Source organism: Thermocrispum sp. (genome assembly GCF_002919275.1).
GTDB classification, from domain to species: domain Bacteria; phylum Actinomycetota; class Actinomycetes; order Mycobacteriales; family Pseudonocardiaceae; genus Thermocrispum; species Thermocrispum agreste.
Map to the genome: position 1 here is coordinate 39583 of NZ_PKFA01000033.1, position 17147 is coordinate 56729.

Consider the following 17147-nt stretch of genomic DNA (forward strand, 5'->3'; position numbering starts at 1 on the left):
GTCAGTTTCCTCCCTCGTCCGCGGTGTCCAGGCCGCGCCCGGTCAGCGCCAGGAACGCGTCGTCCAGCGTGGTCTGCTCGAGCCGGAGCTCGGAGGCCACGATGCGCTTGCGGGCCAGCAGCGAAGTGACCGCGTGCAGCACGTCGCTGTCGCCGGTGACCACCAGCTGGGTACCGGTCCTGGTGACCGTGCGCACCTCGGGCAGCGCCAGCAGCTCCTCGGTGTCGATCGGCTGCGACGGTCGGAACCGGATGCGCTGCTCGTCGTCGACCTTGGCGACCAGCCCCGCGGGCGAGTCCAGCGCCACCACCCGGCCCCGGTCGATGAGCGCGAGCCGGTCGCACAACCGTTCCGCTTCCTCCATGAAGTGGGTGACCAGCACGATGGTCACGCCGCGGTCGCGCACCTGCTCGATCAGGTCCCAGGTGTCCCGGCGGGCTTGCGGGTCCAGCCCGGTGGTCAGCTCGTCGAGCACCGCGATCTTCGGGTTGCCGACCAGCGCGAGCGCGATGGACAGCCGTTGTTTCTGGCCGCCGGACAGCTTCCGGAACGGCGTGTCGCGCTTGTCCGCGATGCCGAGCGAGGCGAGCAGCTGGTCCGGGTCGGCAGGGTCGGGGTAGAACGAGGCGAACAGCTCCAGCGCCTCGCCCACCCGCAGCTTGTCCGGCAGCTGGCTCTCCTGCAGCTGGGCGCCGATCAGCCGGGTGACTTCCCTGCGGTCGGTCCGCGGGTTCATCCCGTACACCGACACCGTCCCCCGGTCGGGCACCCGCAGGCCTTCGATGCATTCCACGGTCGTCGTCTTCCCGGCGCCGTTGGGGCCGAGGATGCCGAAGATCTCACCTTCCTCGACCGCGAACGACACGTCGTCCACGGCGATCTTGTCGCCGTAGCGTTTGTGCAGCCCCTGTACTTCGATGACCGGCATGGTGTGCCTTTCCCCTCGTCGTGACAGATCCAGCGTCCGTCACGACGAGGGGTTGGCGAATCCACAGCGCGGTCAAACCGCGATCAACCGAACGGTTGATGCGGGGGTCAGCCGGTCATCGGCCGCGGGCAGCCAGGCATCGGAGATCTCAGCGGCGCCGCCAGGTCAGCGTGATGTGCCGGGTTGCCAGCCAGCGGCGCAGGTCGTAGCCGTGTGCGGCGAGCGCCGTCGCGGCCGCGGTCGCCGTCCGGACGGCCCAGGCGGCGTCCTGCTCGGAGATCAGTCCTTGCGTGGTGGCGGCCATCAGCTCCTCGGTGTCCATCAGGGTGACCGCTTTGCCGGTCCGCAGCACCAGGTCGAGATACAGGTCGCGGGTGGTCCACGTCCCGCCGTCGACGCCGATCTGCACCACGTCGAGGTAGAAGTCCTGGTCGCGCTCGTGGCCCGGGGTGAAGTGGAAGTCGCTGATGCGCAGGCCGAACTCGGGAAGCAGCCACGATTCCAGGTACGAGAAGTTCTTCCTGCCCGGCGTCGGCCGCGCCATGTAGAGCCCGAACGGCTCGACCCGGTACTCGTCGACCGCGCGCACGATGCCCTTGTTGTCGACGTTGATCTTGGCTGTGACGTCGAACCGTTCGACTTTCGGCGGGTGCACGCCTTCATCCTGCCCGAGGTGATCTGACGTTGTCGGTGCCGCCGCCTACCCTGGAACCGTGGCATTCGCAACCGAACGACCTGTTCTCGCGCATTCGGAGTACCGCCCGGTGTCGGAGATCCCGCGCAAGGGCGGCAGATTCCAGGTGGTCAGCGAGTACCAGCCGTCCGGCGACCAGCCGGAGGCGATCGACGAGCTGGAGCGCAGGCTCCGGCGCGGCGAGAAGGACGTCGTGCTGCTCGGTGCGACGGGAACCGGCAAGTCGGCCACCACGGCGTGGCTGATCGAGCGGATGCAGCGCCCGACGCTGGTGATGGCGCCGAACAAGACGCTGGCCGCCCAGCTGGCCAACGAGCTGCGCGAACTGTTCCCGTACAACGCGGTCGAGTACTTCGTCAGCTACTACGACTACTACCAGCCCGAGGCGTACGTCCCGCAGACGGACACCTACATCGAGAAGGACTCGTCGATCAACGACGACGTCGAGCGGTTGCGCCACTCGGCGACGATGAGCCTGCTGTCCCGGCGGGACGTCATCGTCGTCGCGTCGGTGTCGTGCATTTACGGCCTGGGCACGCCGCAGTCGTACCTGGACCGGTCGATGCTGCTGCGGGTCGGGGACGAGATCGACCGGGACGATCTGCTGCGCGCGCTGGTGGACGTGCAGTACACCCGCAACGACCTGGCGTTCGCCCGGGGCACGTTCCGCGTCCGGGGTGACACGCTCGAGGTCATCCCGGCCTACGAGGAGCTGGCCGTGCGGGTGGAGATGTTCGGCGACGAGATCGAGAAGCTGTACTACCTGCACCCGCTGACCGGGGAGATCGTCCGCGAAGTGGACGAGCTGCGGATCTTCCCGGCCACCCACTACGTCACCGGCGCCGACCGCATGGAGCGCGCGATCCGGGACATCGAGCGAGAGCTGGAGGAGCGGGTCGCCGAGCTGGAGTCGCAGAACAAGCTGCTGGAGGCGCAGCGGCTGCGCATGCGCACGCAGTACGACATCGAGATGATGCGGCAGGTCGGGTTCTGCTCCGGGATCGAGAACTACTCGCGGCACCTCGACGGGCGCCCGCCCGGGTCGCCGCCTGCGACGTTGCTGGACTACTTCCCGGAGGACTTCCTGCTGGTCATCGACGAGTCGCACGTGACGGTGCCGCAGATCGGCGGCATGTACGAGGGCGACGCGTCGCGGAAGCGGATGCTGGTCGAGCACGGCTTCCGGCTGCCGAGCGCGCTGGACAACCGCCCGCTGACCTGGGAGGAGTTCACCGAGCGCATCGGGCAGACGGTGTACCTGTCGGCCACCCCCGGGCCGTACGAGCTGGGCCAGACCGGCGGCGAGTACGTCGAACAGGTCATCCGGCCGACCGGCCTGGTCGACCCGGAGGTGATCGTCAAGCCCACCAAGGGGCAGATCGACGACCTGGTGCACGAGATCCGGGTCCGGGCCGAGCGGGACGAGCGCGTGCTGGTCACCACGCTGACCAAGAAGATGGCCGAGGACCTCACCGACTACCTGCTCGAGCTCGGCATCCGGGTGCGCTACCTGCACTCGGAGGTGGACACGCTGCGCCGGGTCGAGCTGCTGCGGCAGCTGCGCACCGGGGAGTTCGACGTGCTGGTCGGCATCAACCTGCTGCGAGAGGGCCTGGACCTGCCCGAGGTGTCGCTGGTGGCGATCCTGGACGCGGACAAGGAAGGGTTCCTGCGCAGCACCACGTCGCTGATTCAGACCATCGGACGCGCGGCCAGGAACGTGTCGGGACAGGTGCACATGTACGCCGACACGATCACCGAGTCGATGAAGCAGGCCATCGACGAGACGAACCGCAGGCGGGCCAAGCAGATCGCCTACAACGAGAAGCACGGCATCGACCCGCAGCCGCTGCGGAAGAAGATCGCGGACATCCTGGACCGGGTCTACTCCGAGGCGGAGGACACCGAGAAGGTCGAGGTCGGCGGGTCCGGCCGGAACGCGTCCCGCGGCAAGAAGCCGGAGCAGGGCGACCGGGTACGCACCGCGGGTGTGCTGGTCGACCGGGACGTGAAGTCGATGGCGCGGGACGAGCTGGCGGACCTGATCGCCCAGCTGACCGAGCAGATGATGCAGGCTGCGCGCGACCTGCAGTTCGAGCTCGCGGCCCGACTGCGGGACGAGATCGCCGACCTGAAGAAGGAACTGCGCGGCATGGACGCCGCCGGGGTGTAGCGCCCTCGGCGCCCAGTGGCCATCGGAGGCGCCGAGCGGCTGCGCAGCAGGCGCGCGTGGCGTTCTCCGCCGTCCCCTCCCGGTTTGGCGGACACCACCGGCGGGGTCCGGTGGCCGGCTGGTGACGCGACTCGTCAGGAGTTTCGCGGGCATCAGGCTCCCGCCGCCTGTCGTGGCAGCCTGCGCGCTGCCGGCCCGAGGGCTGACGGAGCCTGCGCACAGGCACGCGCAGTCCCGTAAGGGGGCATACCGCTGACCGGAAAGGGGCGTACCGGTTGACCCGTCACAGGTGTATCGGGTGAGTCCGTGACGGGTGTACCGGGTGAGTCCGCGACGGCGATGCCCGCCGGGACCGTGAACACCTCAGCTGGTGATGTCCTTGCGGGCGAAGTGCCGTCCGGCCAGCAGGCAGAAGGCCGTGGCGTAACAGGTCGCGCTCAGCGCCCCGTTGGCGATGTTCGTCCAGTTGATCTCCGCCGCCATCAGGTCCGTCCACGCGTAGGCGTAGTGCGTGGGCAGGAAGTTGCGCAGGTCCTCCAGCGCGGTGATCTGGTCGAGCATGAGCGAGACGACGGAGGCCACCAGCGCGCCGCCGACCGCGCCGAGCGGGGCGTCGGTGCTCACGCTGAGCAGCAGCGCGAGCCCGGCGATCCAGGCCAGATGGACGACGATGTAGCCGATGCACATCAGCAGGGAGACCACCGCGGTCCAGAACGGCGCTGCCTCGCCGGTGGGGGAGATCGCGTCCCCGGCGCCGTAGCAGATCACCCCGACGACGAGCGCGGTGAGCGGCAGCACCGTGATGGTGAGTACCGACAACGCGGCCGCGACCAGCGCCTTCTGCCGCAGCAGGCGATGCCGGGGCACTGGGATGGCCAGCAGGTACTTCAGCGACGACCAGGAGGCCTCCGAGGCGATCACGTCCCCGAAGTAGAGCGCCACGATCATCGGCAGCAGGAAGCCGCCCGCGACGATCAGCGTGACCACGACGAAGTTCGGGGCGCTGACGGTGGCCAGGTCGATGAACCCGCCCTGCCTGCGGTTGGCGTTGGTTGTGCCGATCTCGAAGGCGACGGCCAGCACGATCGGCAGCAGCGCGACCAGCCCCAGCAGCAGGTGCGTCCGGCGGCGGCCGAGCTGGCGGCGCAGCTCCACGCCGAACCGCAGTGTCCTGCGCGGGTCGTAGCCCGCGACGCCGCCGCTGGTGCCGACGCCGAGCGATTCCCGTTGGGCGGCAGATGTCAGGTCGTCCAGCGCCGCGGGGTCGGTGTGCACGTCGGACAGGTCGTCGCGCTTGTGCTCGGTCATTCGTGCGGCTCCTCTCCGACGAGCCGGAGGAAGGCGTCTTCCAGCCGTCGCCGTGGCCCTGCCTGCTCGACCGCGACCCCGGCGTTGACCAGCGCGGCGACCGCCTCGCTGCGCGCCATGCCGTCCAGGTTGGCATGCACCGCCCGGCCGTTGGTCTCCACCGAGGTCACGCCCTTGACGGCGGTCAACGCCCTGGCCGCCTCCTCGGGCTTGTCCACGACGAAGGTGGCTTCGCCGCCCGCGGCGACGATCTCGCCGACCTCGCCCTCGGCGATGAGCCTGCCGCGGTGCATCACCACCACGTGCGTGGAGGTCTGTTCCACCTCGGCGAGCAGATGGCTGGAGACCAGTACCGTCCGGCCGGTGGCCGCGTACCGCTTGAGCACCTCGCGCATCTGGTGGATCTGCGGCGGATCGAGTCCGTTCATCGGCTCGTCGAGCACCAGCAGCTCCGGCAGGCCGAGCATGGCCTGCGCGATGGCCAGGCGCTGGCGCATGCCCTGGCTGTAGGTGCGCACCTTGCGGTCGACCGCCGAGCCGAGCCCGGCGATCTCCAACGCCTCGTCGAAGTGCGCCTGCTCGCGTGGCCTGCCGGTGGACGCCCAGTACAGCTCGAGGTTCTGCCGTCCGGACAGGTGCGGCAGGAATCCGGAGCCCTCGACGAACGAGCCGATCCTCGACAGCACCGGGGCGCCGGGATACACCCGGTGCCCGAACACCCTGATCTGGCCCGAAGTCGGGGTGATCAGCCCCATGAGCATGCGCAACGTGGTGGTCTTGCCCGCACCGTTCGGGCCGAGCAGGCCGAGCACCTGGCCGCGCTGCACCGAGAAGGACAGGTCGTCGACCGCGGTGAGCCCGCCCGGGTACTTCTTGGTCAGGCCCTCGATCACCAGCGGGACGTCGGACAGCTCGTCGTCGACGCTGCGCGCCCGCCTCCGGCGGACGGCCGCCACGAGCGCCACGCCCAACCCGAGCGCCAGGACGGCGCCGATGCCGAGCAGCTGGGCGGCCGGCCACTGCCCGCCGGTCGCGGTTCCGCTCACGCTGGGGATGCTGATCGGCCCGGCCACCGAGACCCGGTACGAGATCGGTTCGGTGGCGTTGTGATACGCCTGGTCGGTGGTCGCGACCACCACCTGAACCCGGTGATCCGGATCGACCGGCTTGACGATGCCGGGCAGGCTGACGGTGACCTCGACCGGTTCTCCCGTGCGCACGTCCGGGATCCGCACCGGAGCCACCGCGTTCCCGGCCAGCGTGCGGCGGTTGTCCGGGTCGACGGTGTAGAACTTCACGAACAGCACGACGTCGTTGGTCCCGCCGCGCGCCCCGCCCGAGCCGGGCAGCGCGGTGACCCGCAGCCGCACGGTGGGCGACCCGGCCGCGGTCAGCTGCGACCGCATCGGCGCGCTGGTGAACGCGGCCGCTTGCCCGGGGAGATCGACCCCGAACAGGCTGGCCGCGATCGAGGAGCGGCCGGCGATCGCGTTGATGCCCGGCACACCGCTGATCGAGGCCGGGTTGCCGCCGGGTGGGTTCGAAATGGTCTGGGGGCCGCCGTGCAAGGGCACGTCGTGCCGGGTGGTGACGGCGGTGCCCAGCCCGGGATAGCTGCTGGTTTCGATGGTGCGTACCGAGGGGGCGCGCGATGCCTGGTAGGTCCCCTGGATGTCGTAGCGGAAGGCGGGCAGCGGGTTCTCCGCCGGTGCATCCGGCCCGCCGAGTTGGTAGGCGAGCCAGTCACCGATCTTCGCGCGCAGCTGCGGCCCGGGACCGCCGCCGTCGTGCCCGCCCGCGTACCAGACGACCTGAACCTCCCCGCCCGCCGCGGCGATCTGCTTGGCGTTCGCGTCCGCTTGGTCGAGCCCGAACAACGTGTCCCGCTCGCCTTGCACCAACAGGGCAGGCACGGTGATGTTCATCGTCACCGACTTCGGCGAGACTCTGGCCAGCAGCGCACGGGTCTGTCTGCTGGGCTTGCCGTCCTCGGCCATGTCGGCATACGCCTGGCACACCTCGGGGGTGAAACGGCCGCACGGACCGATCGCCTCGCCGTCGCCACCGCCAGGCCCGCCAAAGGCGCCACGCGGGGAGGCGAGGCCGCCCCCGAGGGAGCCACTCGACAAGGCACCAGCGGCTCCTTCCGCCTGACCGCCCGGTGCGTCGTCCGGGTCCGCCCCGGCCTCGGGCGCATCGGGGGGTGGCCCGCCCGTACCGCGGTCGGGGGTGCCCATCCCGCCCAGGAAGAGGTTGCCGGTCCACGCCTGCTTGAACACCCCGCCGGGCTCGCCGATCGACTCGGCCGGTGAGCGCGGGGTGAACCTGCCGGTGGTGCCGGTGTTCGGGATCAGCGCTTGCTCGAGGTCGTTGTAGGTCATCACCGGGACGATCGCGTCGACCCGGTCGTCGGTCCCGGCCAGCAGCAGGGCCAGTGAACCGGCGTAGGAGGCGCCGACCACCGCCACCCTCGGGTCCCCGTCGGCGTCCTTGGCCACGGTCGATTGGGCGGCGAGATAGTCCAGCAGCTTGCCGGCGTCGGCGACTTCGGCGTCGGGATCGTTGAGCCCGATCTTGCCCGAGCTGCGACCGTGTCCGCGTGCGGAGTAGGCCAGCACGACGAATCCTCGTTCCGCCAGCTCCTGCGCGTCGCGGGTGACGCTGTGCTTGCTGCCGCCGAAGCCGTGCGGGAGCAGCACCGCCGGCGCCGGTGTCGCCCGTGCCGTTTCCGGGATGTAGAGCGTGGTGTCCAGCCGTTCTTGCCGCGGCGAGCCGGGCGACGAGGGGACGTGGACGAACCGTTCGGCGACGGTGACGTCGGGCGGCTGCGGCCGCACGGCATAGGCGATCCCGCCCACGGCCGCGACGACGCCGGCGACGAGGGTCACGACGAGCAGGAGCCTGGGCAGGCGCTTGCGGGGAAGGCGCACCACGCGCATGCGATCGACCGTAGCGGGGAGTAGCTGAGGGAGGCTTCAGGGACCGGCAACCGCTGCCGAACCGTTGCCGTGCCGATGGAAAGGACCCCCGGCCAGGGCCCGGGCTGCCGGGAAAGTGGCGCCGTGCCCGGTTCCGGGTCGCCGCGAGGGTCGAACCGACGTGATTATGGGTACTTTCACTGGCGTGGACGCCCGGCATCGGCCAAGATTGAGCGGAACGTGGAGGGGAGTATTCCCTCGCGGTGGAGTCGTCAGCACGGCTGCCCCGGCATCGTCCGCCGGTGGCACCCGGCTTCGCCGACCGGCCCGGCCGGTGGAAGAGACCTCCGGGAGACCACCTGACCCGGAGGTATGTTTTTGATGTCGGTGCCTGTCTGGCTGTGGCTGGCCACCCTCGGCGGTCTGCTCGTTCTCATCGTCGTCGATCTGGTCATCGTCGATCGCAAGCCGCACGAAGTGACGACCGGTGAAGCGGCCCGGTGGGTCACCTTCTACGTCGCGTGCGCGGTGCTGTTCGGCATCGGGGTGTGGGTGTGGGGCGGCCACGACTCGGGTGTCGAGTTCTTCTCCGGCTACATCACCGAGTACTCGCTCAGCGTGGACAACCTGTTCATCTTCATGCTGATCATGGGCTCGTTCAAGGTGCCTGCCATCCACCAGCACCGGGTCCTGCTCATCGGCATCCTGCTGGCGCTGGTCATGCGCGGTGTGTTCATCGCCGTCGGCGCCGCGCTCATCGAACGGTTCGTCTGGGTCTTCTTCGTGTTCGGTGCCGTGCTGGTGTGGACGGCGGTGTCCATGCTGCGCGGCACCGACCACGACGAGTACCACGAGAACGCGCTGATCCGGCGCACCAGGAAGATCTTCCCGGTGACCGAGGACTACGTCGGGCACAAGATGGTCGTCAAGCGCGACGGCAAGCGCTGGATCACCCCGATGTTCCTGGTCATCGCCGCCATCGCGAGCGCGGACCTGCTGTTCGCCGTCGACTCCATCCCGGCGATCTTCGGCATCACGCAGGAGGCCTACCTGGTCTTCACCGCCAACGCGTTCGCCCTCATGGGACTGCGGCAGCTGTACTTCCTGATCGGCGGCCTGGTCGAGCGGCTGGTGTACCTCAACTACGGCCTGGCGGTGATCCTGTCGTTCATCGGCGCCAAGCTGTTCCTGCACGCCGCGCACGAATACCACTGGGTGCCGGACACCTTCGAGATCAGCAACTGGGTCTCGCTCGGCGTCATCGTCACCGTGCTGGCGGTGACGACCCTGCTGAGCCTGCTGAAGAGCCGCAGGGACCGCCGGGCGGCCGAAGCGGGCACCCCCACGCCGGCCGCGGTGGCGGCGGACTCTCAGCCGAGCAACACGTAGTTCAGGTCGGCGCACACCCTGGCCAGCGGCAGATCCAGGCCCGGGTGGTTCAGTGGCAGCAGCACGTCCGGCGCCGGCGGCAGGGCGTCGCCCGCCGGCGGGTCCCACAGCGCGATCGCCGGGTCGCCGGAGTCCATCGACGAGCGGTACCACACGCCGTCGAGATCGGGGTAGGCCGCGCGGATGGCCTTGGTCCACCGCTGGGTCATCTTCTTCGAGCCGCACGAGATCTCCTGGGACGCCCCGGCGCGGGTGGGCCACAGCCCGGTGAGGTCGAGCAGCCGCAGCGTGCGGGCCGGGCGGAGCACCACCAGGTGCGGGGATCGGGTCCGGCGATCGACGATCGACGTGGTCTGGAAGACCTCCGCGACGCTGGTCCGTACCGACAGCGCGAAGTACAGCACCCCGGGTTGCGGGGTGTCCGGCCGGCTGGTGACGTCCTGCGGGTCGAAACGTCCGTGGGGGAGTGGTCCGGCGTACCGGAACTGATTCCACTTCTGCGGATGATTGCCCAGCGCGGTGAAGATCCGGACCAGCCGGGTGGCCGGATGCACCGCCACGATGTCCTCCGACGGGCGCAGTGCGCCGGCCAGTTCGCCGGGCGGCGGCGGCGAGGGAAGCCGAGCCATCAAGCGGATCCCGCCGCCCCTACGCCGCCGTGCCGAGCGTGGCGATTAGGTCCGCCACGCGCTGCGGGTCGCCGTGCGCCAGCAACCACGCGCGCGGGGAGACCGGCTTGCCGTTCAGCTCCAAATCCGCCTGCGGCGTGTTCATGAACGCGGCGACGACCAGCTGGGGCTGATCGTCCGGGATGCTGCGCAGCACGACGTCGAGTCCCGGCAGGGTGCCGTGCTCGGTGAACTGCCAGGCAGGCAGCCGCCAGCCGTGGTCCTTCCAGCCGAGCAGCTTGCCGTCCTTCAACCGGTGCCGGATCCGGCTGGCGTCCACCCCGAGCAGTTGGGCCGCTTCGCTCACCGAGTAGGAGGTCTCGGCGAACGCGGCCGCCGCGGCGACCGAGCGGGCACGGGGATCGAGCTCGCCTTCCTGGGCGTCGCGCAGGTCGAGGCCGACGTCGGTGAGCACCTTCCGCTGTTCCTCGGTGAAGTAGTCGCTCGGCGAACCGTGCATCGGGGCGATCCGGCGCGCAGCGTCGGCAACCAGCCGAAGGAACTCCCGGGCGTCGACCCGCAGGCCCGCTTCGGCAAGGACGGATTCCAAACCAGTCGCCGCGGTCATGGCACCCATGCTAGCACGATCGTGCGCATTCGTGCGCTCGCCGGTGCTGCAGCAAAGTCGACGACAAGTGTTGACAACGATGTCACGAACTCAGTGGAAGATTGACGAACCGCACCGCGCCGGGACCCGTGCACCTGACGAGCGATCGGTGAAACCGAAGCCGGAGAGAGGAGATCGATGGCAGCTGCCAAGCGCAAGGCGGTCAGGGCGGCAGTCGCTGCCGCGCTGGCGTTCGTGGCGACGCTGGGGGCGGGCGCGGCCGCGGAGGCCGCTCCTGTCCAGCCGTTCATCGTCGGCGGGGAAGAAGCCGACATCGAGGACTACCCCTTCACGGGCGGTTGACGGAGGCGGACGGGACCGGGTTCTGCGGCGGCACGCTGGTCGCACCGGACAAGGTGGTCACGGCTGCGCACTGTGTGGAGGGCCTGCGCCCGAACGAGCTTCGAGTGGTGTCCGGGCGAACGGTGATGAGTTCGGACGAGGGCACCGTGTCGCGCGTGAAGGCGCTGTGGACGCACCCCTCGTACACGTGGAGGGCTACAACTACGACGTCGCCGTGCTGACGTTGAGCAAGCCGGTGAACGAGGAGCTGGCCACCCTGGCCCAGCCGGGCGACCCGGCCTACCGGCCGGGCACCATGGCCACCGTGCTCGGCTGGGGGCTCACTCGGGAGGACGGTTCGCCGTCCGATCATCTGCGGAAGGTCGACGTTCCGGTGGTCGGCGACGCGGACTGCCAGCGCGCCTATCCCGAGTTCTACGAGCGGAACGGCATGATCTGTGCCGGCTTCCCCGAGGGTGGCAAGGACGCCTGCACGCAGGACTCGGGTGGTCCGCTGGTGGTGGACAGCAAGCTGATCGGGGTCGTGTCGTGGGGTGACGGATGCGCTCGGCCGGGCAAGCCGGGGGTGTACGCCCGGGTGAGCAGCTTCCACGGCCTGCTGCAGGAACAGATCGGCAGCTAGGCGTGCACGGAGGTCGCGCGGGGCGGGCCGGCGGGGCGGCCCGCCCTTCCTCTTTCTGCGAGCTGCGGTGCCGCGGTACTCCGTCCGCGAGGTGTGGGCCGTGGCCGGGCATGCCGATCCCCGCCGGGAGCGACCCGGATCATGCGTGTGAAATTGGCGACATCGAGGATTCCGTGAAGTCCCGGTCTTTGCGATTCTTGCCGCGCGCAAAATGTGAAGAGACCTTCACAAAAAGGTGCCCGATGTCGGCCGCAGCGGGCGGAGGCGTGGCGATTCTCCTGATTTCGCCGCTGTGACGCGAATGGCAGCGTTTGTGCGTCGAGTACGTGCTGCTAGGGATACGTGTGTGATCTCCTCGCCGAGGTGCGCGTGGCATCCGTCCTGATGAGGGCCGCTTTCGGCGCGACGGCAGAGTGTGACCGGCGGTAATAACCCGAATGGAGCACAACGGTTGCATCTGGTGCCGTAACGATCAACTCCGGTACTTCTTGACACGTGACCGGGCGAACCCGGTTACTGAATCACGAAATCGAGGTCCCGCGCCGGACAACGCGGGGCAATGGAGGAGATCACCATGGGGAATTTCGCGCGCAGAACGGCCAGGAGCGCGGCCGTTGCGGTGATGGCATGCGCGGCGGCTCTGGGTGCCAGCGCAACCGCGGGGGCGGCCGACGACCCGTCGGCCAAGACTCCCGTCAAGCCGTTCGTCGTCGGCGGGGAAGAAGCCAACATCGAGGACTACCCGTACACGGTGCGGCTGATCACGCCGGACGGGTTCGGGTTCTGTGGCGGCTCGCTGGTCGCCCCGGACAAGGTGGTCACGGCTGCGCACTGCGTCGAGGGCGCCGAGCTGGAGGACTTCAAGGTGGTGTCCGGCCGGACGGTGATGAGTTCGGACGAGGGCACCGTGTCCGACGTCAGCGACATCTGGGTGCACCCCGAGTACGACTGGAGCGACTTCAACCACGACGTGGCAGTGGTGACGCTGGCGGAGCCGGTGGATCAGGGCACTGTGGAGCTGGCGCCGTTGGACGACCCGGCCTACCAAGCGGGCACCATGGCCACCACGCTGGGCTGGGGCGACACCACCGAGGGCGGTGAGCAGTCCGACCACCTGATGAAGGTGGACGTGCCGGTGACCTCGGACGAGGAGTGCAGCGCGGCCTACGGCTCGCTGTACGAGGCGGACGGCATGATCTGCGCCGGCTTCCCCGAGGGTGGCAAGGACGCCTGCAACGGCGACTCCGGTGGTCCGCTGGTGGTGGGCAACAAGCTGATCGGGGTCGTGTCGTGGGGCGAAGGGTGCGCTCGGCCGGGCAAGCCGGGGGTGTACTCCCGTATCGGCAGCTTCTACGACGAGCTGCAGGAGCAGATCGGCGGAAGCGAACCGACGTCCCCGCAGAAATGACGCGGTGACGGCCGGGCGGTAGGCGCGTGACCGCTTGTCGCCCGGCAACGGAGGCGAAGGCACGGGGCGGATCGTCAGCGATCCGCCCCTTGCCGTTGTCGGCCGATGCTCAGTCGTCGTCGTACCGGTCGTCGTCATCACTGTGCCGATCGTGGTGATCGTCGTCGTACCGGTCGTCGTCGTGCCTGTCGTCGCGGTCGTCCCGGTCGATGCGGGTGACTTCGCCGGTCACGGCGTCGACGTGGACCTCGATTTCCTGCCGGTCGTGCACCACCTCGACGTCCCACACGGTCCGGCCGTGCTCGGACTCGCGCTCGATGTCGACGGCCGTGCCGCCGCCAATGTGGCCGACGGCGATCACGGACGCTTGCTCGGCGGTGATTGCCTGGCCGTCGGCGGGAGACCGAGGCGTGGGGTTCGCCGTGCCGGAGTCCGTGGTCGCCGCGGGCTCCAGCTGGGTGGGCGTCCCGATGGCCCGCTGAGCCGAGGGGGCGACGTTCGTGTCGTCATCGCTCGTCGCGAGCAGGACGCCGCCGGTCACCACGGCGGCCGCGGCCGCCAGTCCAGCCAGGGTCGTGATTGGCTTCATGGTCCGCCCTTTCGTCGATGCGGTGTTGGCACCGTCGACGATTCCCTGCCCCGATCCAGCGGCGCGCTGCCAGACGGTTAAGGCAAGCCCAAAAGGTCCATGCGCACGCTGAGGCCACCGCCGGGAGAGGTGCCCAGGGTCAGGCCACCCCCGCTCCGCTCGGCGGCCCGCCGGGCGATGTCCAGCCCTAGACCGCTGGACCCCGTCCCGGACCGGCCTCGGCCTGCCAAGCCGGCCTCCGGCAGCCCCGGACCGTCGTCCTCCACCCACAGCACCGCGCCGCCGCCCGGGCGGGGCTGCAAGCGGACGGTGAAGTCGGTGCCGTCTGGCGTGTGGGCGAAGACGTTGCCCAGCAGGGCGTCCAGGCTGGCCGTCAGGTCGCCGCGGCTGCACTGCACCGGCAGCGGCCCGGGAGCGATCTCGTAGGCCGGCTTGCGGCCGGTGTCCTCGGCCAGCGCGGCCCAGAACTCCACCCGCTCGCGCACCACCTCTGCGGCGTCGCACCCGGCGGCCGGCTCACTGCTGCGGCGGCGCGCCTGGGCGATGACCTGGGTGACCGCACGTTCCACCGCATCGACCCCGTTGCCGATGCGTTCCGCCTCGTCCGGATCCTGCAGGGCTTCGGCTTCCAGGCGAAGTGCGGTGAGCGGCGTGCGCACCCGGTGCGACAGGTCCGCCACCGTTTCCCGTTCCTCGGCCAGCAGCTCGTCGATCCGGCTGCCCAGGTGATTGAGCGCTCTGGCCACCACCCCGATCTCGGCGGGTGCGTTGGTGTCGGCGCGCGCGGTCAGATCACCGCTGGAGAGGCGGTTCGACACGTCCGCCAGCTCGATGGTCGAACGCACCAGCCGCTGCGCCATCCGGTCGGCGACCAGCAAACTGACCGTCAGCAGCGCGACGCCGAGCCCGCTGAGCACCAGCCATGCGCGCTCCACGCCCGCGCTGAGCAGAGCGTCCGGCACGAACGCCCGGATCACCGCGTTGCCGCCGGTGCCGTCGCGGACCGCGAAGACGATTTCCCGGCCGCCGGGAACGTCGGCCGAGGCGCTCGTGCCCCGGCTGCCCAGCCGCACCAAGGCGCTGTGCGGGCTGGGATGCCCCAGCTGGGTCCCGTCGCTGAGGAAGACCGTGAGGTCGTGAGCCGACGCCTGATCCGCCTGAGCCACGCTGACCTCGAGCGACGCCCGGTCGGTGGTGGCGATGAGGGAGCTGAGCGCCTGCGCCTGGGTGGTGGCGGCCTGCACGGCCCGGTCGGCGGCGACGTCGCGGATCAGGAGCGCCAACGGCACCAGGAACGCCACCAGCACCAGCGACGTGGTGGCGGCGACGAGCAGCAACACCCGGCGGCGCATCAGCCCTCTGGCGCAGCGATGCGCACCCCGACACCGCGGATGGAGTGCAGGTAGCGCGGTTCGTGCGCGGTTTCGCCGAGCTTGCGGCGCAGCCAGGACAGGTGCACGTCGACCGTTTTGTCGGCACCGCCGTAGGGCAACTGCCACACCTCGGCCAGCAACTCGCGCTTGCTGATCACTTCACCGGCGCGTGCGGTCAGGTAGTGCAGCAGAGCGAACTCCCGTGGGGTCAGGTCCAGGGGCCTGCCCTCCAGGGTCGCCTCGCGGGTGCGTGGATCGATGCGCAGCTGGCCGACCTCGACGACCTGGCTGTTCTTCTGCTCGCCGCCGCGCCGCAGGACGGCGCGAATGCGGGCATCGAGCTGCGCTGCGCTGAACGGCTTGACGACGTAGTCGTCCGCGCCGGCGTTGAGCAGCGCGACGATCTCGGACTCGTCGTCCCGTGCGGTGGCGACGACCACCGGAACTTTGCTGGCCCCGCGCAGCATCCGCAGCACGGTCCGGCCGTCGACGTCCGGCAACCCGAGGTCGAGAACCACCGTGTCCGGGCGGGAGTTCACCGCCTGCTCCAAGCCCGCCATGCCGGTCCCCACCGACGAGACGGCATGGCCGCGTTCGGACAGCCCACGGATCAACGCGGCGCGGATGGCGGCGTCGTCCTCGATCAGCAGCACGTGCGGCACGTCGTCCAACTTAAGCCACTGACGTGCGCATTCGGGGGCAACTCACGGCATGATGAGGCTGCCATAGCGCAGCTTTAACCATCGGGGGCCATGCTGGGAGCGTGGCCGAGCGGAACAAGACGCGTGTGGCGGGAGTCGTGCTGGCCTGGCTGCTTGCCGCGGGGGCGGCCACGCTGATCGGCGTCGTCGCCGTGGGTGCGATCGGCAGCGGCATCGTGGACTCCCCCCAACGTCCGCTCAGCCAGGAGGAGGTCGACCAGCGCCTGGCCGCGGCACCGGGGCAGGCGCCTGCCCCGCAGTCCTCCACGCCACGGTCGCAGCCCCTGCGGTCTGCACCCGCGTCGTCGCCGCCTGCCACGAAACCGACGACACGGTCGTTCACCAGCCGCGGGGGCAGCGTGGTGGCCCGCTGCTCGCCGCTGTCCGTGGTGCAGATCGTGCCCGCGCAAGGGTTCGAGCTCGACGAGGTCGACGACCGCGGCCACGACAGGGCACGCATCCGGTTCGAGTCCGACAATGACGTGCGTGTCACCGTCGAGCTCAGCTGCAGCGGGAACACACCGGTCGCGCAGACCAAGGTCGAGACCGAGTCCGACGACGACGATTGACCCGACGATTGACCCGCGGCCGGTCAGCGGCTCGATGCGACGCCGGGGGTCTCGTGACTCCCCGCGAAGCACCCGGTGTGCGGACGGCGAGCCGCACCTCGCGGCGCTGAGCCCGCCGGGTCCGGCGGGAGCGTCACCAGCCGCGTTCCCACCACTCCGGCAGTTTCCCTCGTTCCGCGCCGAGCGTGGAGTCGTCGCCGTGGCCGGGGTAGAACCAGGTGTCGTCGGGCAGGACGTTGAAGATCCGTTCCTCGACGTCGGTCATCAGCTGCTTGAAGTTCTCCGGAGTGGTGGTCTTCCCGACGCCACCCGGGAACAGCGAATCGCCGGTGAACAGGTGCGGGTGGCCTTCCGGATCGCGGTACAGCAAGGCGATCGAGCCCGGTGTGTGGCCGCGCAGGTGGATCACTTCGAGCTGACACGAGCCGACCGAGATGGTGTCGCCGTGTTCGAGCAGGAAGTCGGGCGGGACGGGCAGCGGATCGGCGTCCAGCGGGTGCGCGGCCGTGTTGGCGCCGTACGCGCCGGCCACCGCGCCCAGTGCCTGCCAGTGGTCCCGATGCTGGTGCGTGGTGACGATGGTGCGCAGCGTGGGACGTTCCCGGTCGTAGCCGATCATGTCGGAGATCCGGTCCGGGTCGTTCGCCGCGTCGATCAGCAGCGCCTCCCCGCTTTCCCGGTCGACAAGCAGGTACGTGTTGTTGTCCATCGGGCCGACCGAGAGTTTGGTGATGGTCAGCGCGGCGAGCGTGCGCCGCTGGGCGTCTCCGCCAGGCTCGACATGCCCGGTGTAGTCCTCACTGATCCGCATGCGTGCAGGTTATGCCGCGCCGCACCGCCGCTCCACCCCGGGCCGGGGTGCGTCCTCGTGCCCATCGGGCGCCCGTCCGTGGCCGG

Annotated in this window: 15 protein-coding genes and 1 pseudogene; 6 read left to right on the forward strand and 10 right to left on the reverse strand. The window is 69.9% G+C overall.

Translation table 11 applies throughout. The features are described from left to right. Position 1: 1 nt before the first annotated feature. Both CXP56_RS07175 and CXP56_RS07180 read right to left on the reverse strand, forming a co-directional pair. Positions 2–928: an ABC transporter ATP-binding protein gene (locus CXP56_RS07175; protein WP_286900504.1), complete on the reverse strand. Its 927-nt coding sequence runs from the start codon at positions 926–928 to the stop codon at positions 2–4. Positions 929–1076: 148 nt separating this feature from the next. Continuing rightward, complete coding sequence (locus tag CXP56_RS07180; protein WP_028846574.1) at positions 1077–1583, reverse strand: ribonuclease FAU-1 family protein; 507 nt, start codon at positions 1581–1583, stop codon at positions 1077–1079. 58 nt (positions 1584–1641) lie between these two features. On the opposite strand from CXP56_RS07180, the gene uvrB reads away from it, so the two are divergent. Continuing rightward, positions 1642–3795: an excinuclease ABC subunit UvrB gene (gene uvrB, locus CXP56_RS07185; protein ID WP_028846575.1), complete on the forward strand. Its 2154-nt coding sequence runs from the start codon at positions 1642–1644 to the stop codon at positions 3793–3795. A gap of 363 nt (positions 3796–4158) precedes the next feature. Here uvrB and CXP56_RS07190 read toward each other — a convergent pair whose 3' ends face one another. Both CXP56_RS07190 and CXP56_RS07195 read right to left on the reverse strand, forming a co-directional pair. Beyond that, positions 4159–5103 (reverse strand): ABC transporter permease, encoded by a 945-nt coding sequence (locus CXP56_RS07190; RefSeq protein WP_286900507.1) that lies wholly within the window; start codon positions 5101–5103, stop codon positions 4159–4161. Continuing rightward, complete coding sequence (locus CXP56_RS07195; protein WP_038044366.1) at positions 5100–8042, reverse strand: alpha/beta fold hydrolase; 2943 nt, start codon at positions 8040–8042, stop codon at positions 5100–5102. The genes CXP56_RS07190 and CXP56_RS07195 overlap by 4 nt, the downstream gene beginning before the upstream one ends. 360 nt (positions 8043–8402) lie before the next feature. Here CXP56_RS07195 and CXP56_RS07200 point away from each other — a divergent pair, with 360 nt between their 5' ends. Then, positions 8403–9410 (forward strand): TerC family protein, encoded by a 1008-nt coding sequence (locus CXP56_RS07200; RefSeq protein WP_051309668.1) that lies wholly within the window; start codon positions 8403–8405, stop codon positions 9408–9410. Here the strand turns inward: CXP56_RS07200 and CXP56_RS07205 are convergent. Further along, positions 9392–10039 carry an RES family NAD+ phosphorylase gene (locus tag CXP56_RS07205; RefSeq protein ID WP_028846578.1) on the reverse strand — a complete coding sequence of 216 codons (648 nt, stop codon included), beginning with the start codon at positions 10037–10039 and terminating at the stop codon, positions 9392–9394. The two genes, CXP56_RS07200 and CXP56_RS07205, sit on opposite strands and share 19 nt — an antisense overlap. 19 nt (positions 10040–10058) lie before the next feature. Then, complete coding sequence (locus CXP56_RS07210) at positions 10059–10646, reverse strand: hypothetical protein (RefSeq protein ID WP_028846579.1); 588 nt, start codon at positions 10644–10646, stop codon at positions 10059–10061. 177 nt (positions 10647–10823) lie between these two features. Between CXP56_RS07210 and CXP56_RS07215 the strand changes: the two genes are divergently transcribed. From CXP56_RS07215 to CXP56_RS07225, 3 genes and pseudogenes are all read left to right on the forward strand, one after another. Then, positions 10824–10988: a hypothetical protein gene (locus CXP56_RS07215; RefSeq protein ID WP_211227471.1), complete on the forward strand. Its 165-nt coding sequence runs from the start codon at positions 10824–10826 to the stop codon at positions 10986–10988. A 53-nt stretch (positions 10989–11041) separates the two neighbouring features. Further along, positions 11042–11610, forward strand: a pseudogene (locus CXP56_RS07220) (serine protease). A gap of 574 nt (positions 11611–12184) precedes the next feature. Next, positions 12185–13018: a S1 family peptidase gene (locus CXP56_RS07225; protein ID WP_028846580.1), complete on the forward strand. Its 834-nt coding sequence runs from the start codon at positions 12185–12187 to the stop codon at positions 13016–13018. A 109-nt stretch (positions 13019–13127) separates the two neighbouring features. Here CXP56_RS07225 and CXP56_RS07230 read toward each other — a convergent pair whose 3' ends face one another. The 3 genes from CXP56_RS07230 to CXP56_RS07240 all read right to left on the reverse strand — a co-directional run bounded on the left by CXP56_RS07230 (position 13128) and on the right by CXP56_RS07240 (position 15642). Then, positions 13128–13607, reverse strand: a complete 480-nt coding sequence (locus CXP56_RS07230) for a PepSY domain-containing protein (RefSeq protein ID WP_051309669.1) — start codon at positions 13605–13607, stop codon at positions 13128–13130. Positions 13608–13684: 77 nt separating this feature from the next. Next, positions 13685–14959 (reverse strand): sensor histidine kinase, encoded by a 1275-nt coding sequence (locus tag CXP56_RS07235; protein ID WP_286900511.1) that lies wholly within the window; start codon positions 14957–14959, stop codon positions 13685–13687. Continuing rightward, positions 14959–15642, reverse strand: coding sequence for a response regulator transcription factor (locus CXP56_RS07240; protein WP_286900512.1), 684 nt, complete (start codon positions 15640–15642; stop codon positions 14959–14961). Before CXP56_RS07240 ends, CXP56_RS07235 begins: the two co-directional genes overlap by 1 nt. Positions 15643–15743: 101 nt before the next feature. Here CXP56_RS07240 and CXP56_RS07245 point away from each other — a divergent pair, with 101 nt between their 5' ends. Further along, a complete protein-coding gene (locus CXP56_RS07245; RefSeq protein ID WP_051309671.1) occupies positions 15744–16250 on the forward strand; it encodes a hypothetical protein in 507 nt (168 codons plus the stop codon). 133 nt (positions 16251–16383) lie between these two features. On the opposite strand, the gene CXP56_RS07250 is transcribed toward CXP56_RS07245, so the two are convergent. Next, positions 16384–17061 carry an MBL fold metallo-hydrolase gene (locus CXP56_RS07250; protein WP_028846583.1) on the reverse strand — a complete coding sequence of 226 codons (678 nt, stop codon included), beginning with the start codon at positions 17059–17061 and terminating at the stop codon, positions 16384–16386. Positions 17062–17147: the final 86 nt, after the last annotated feature.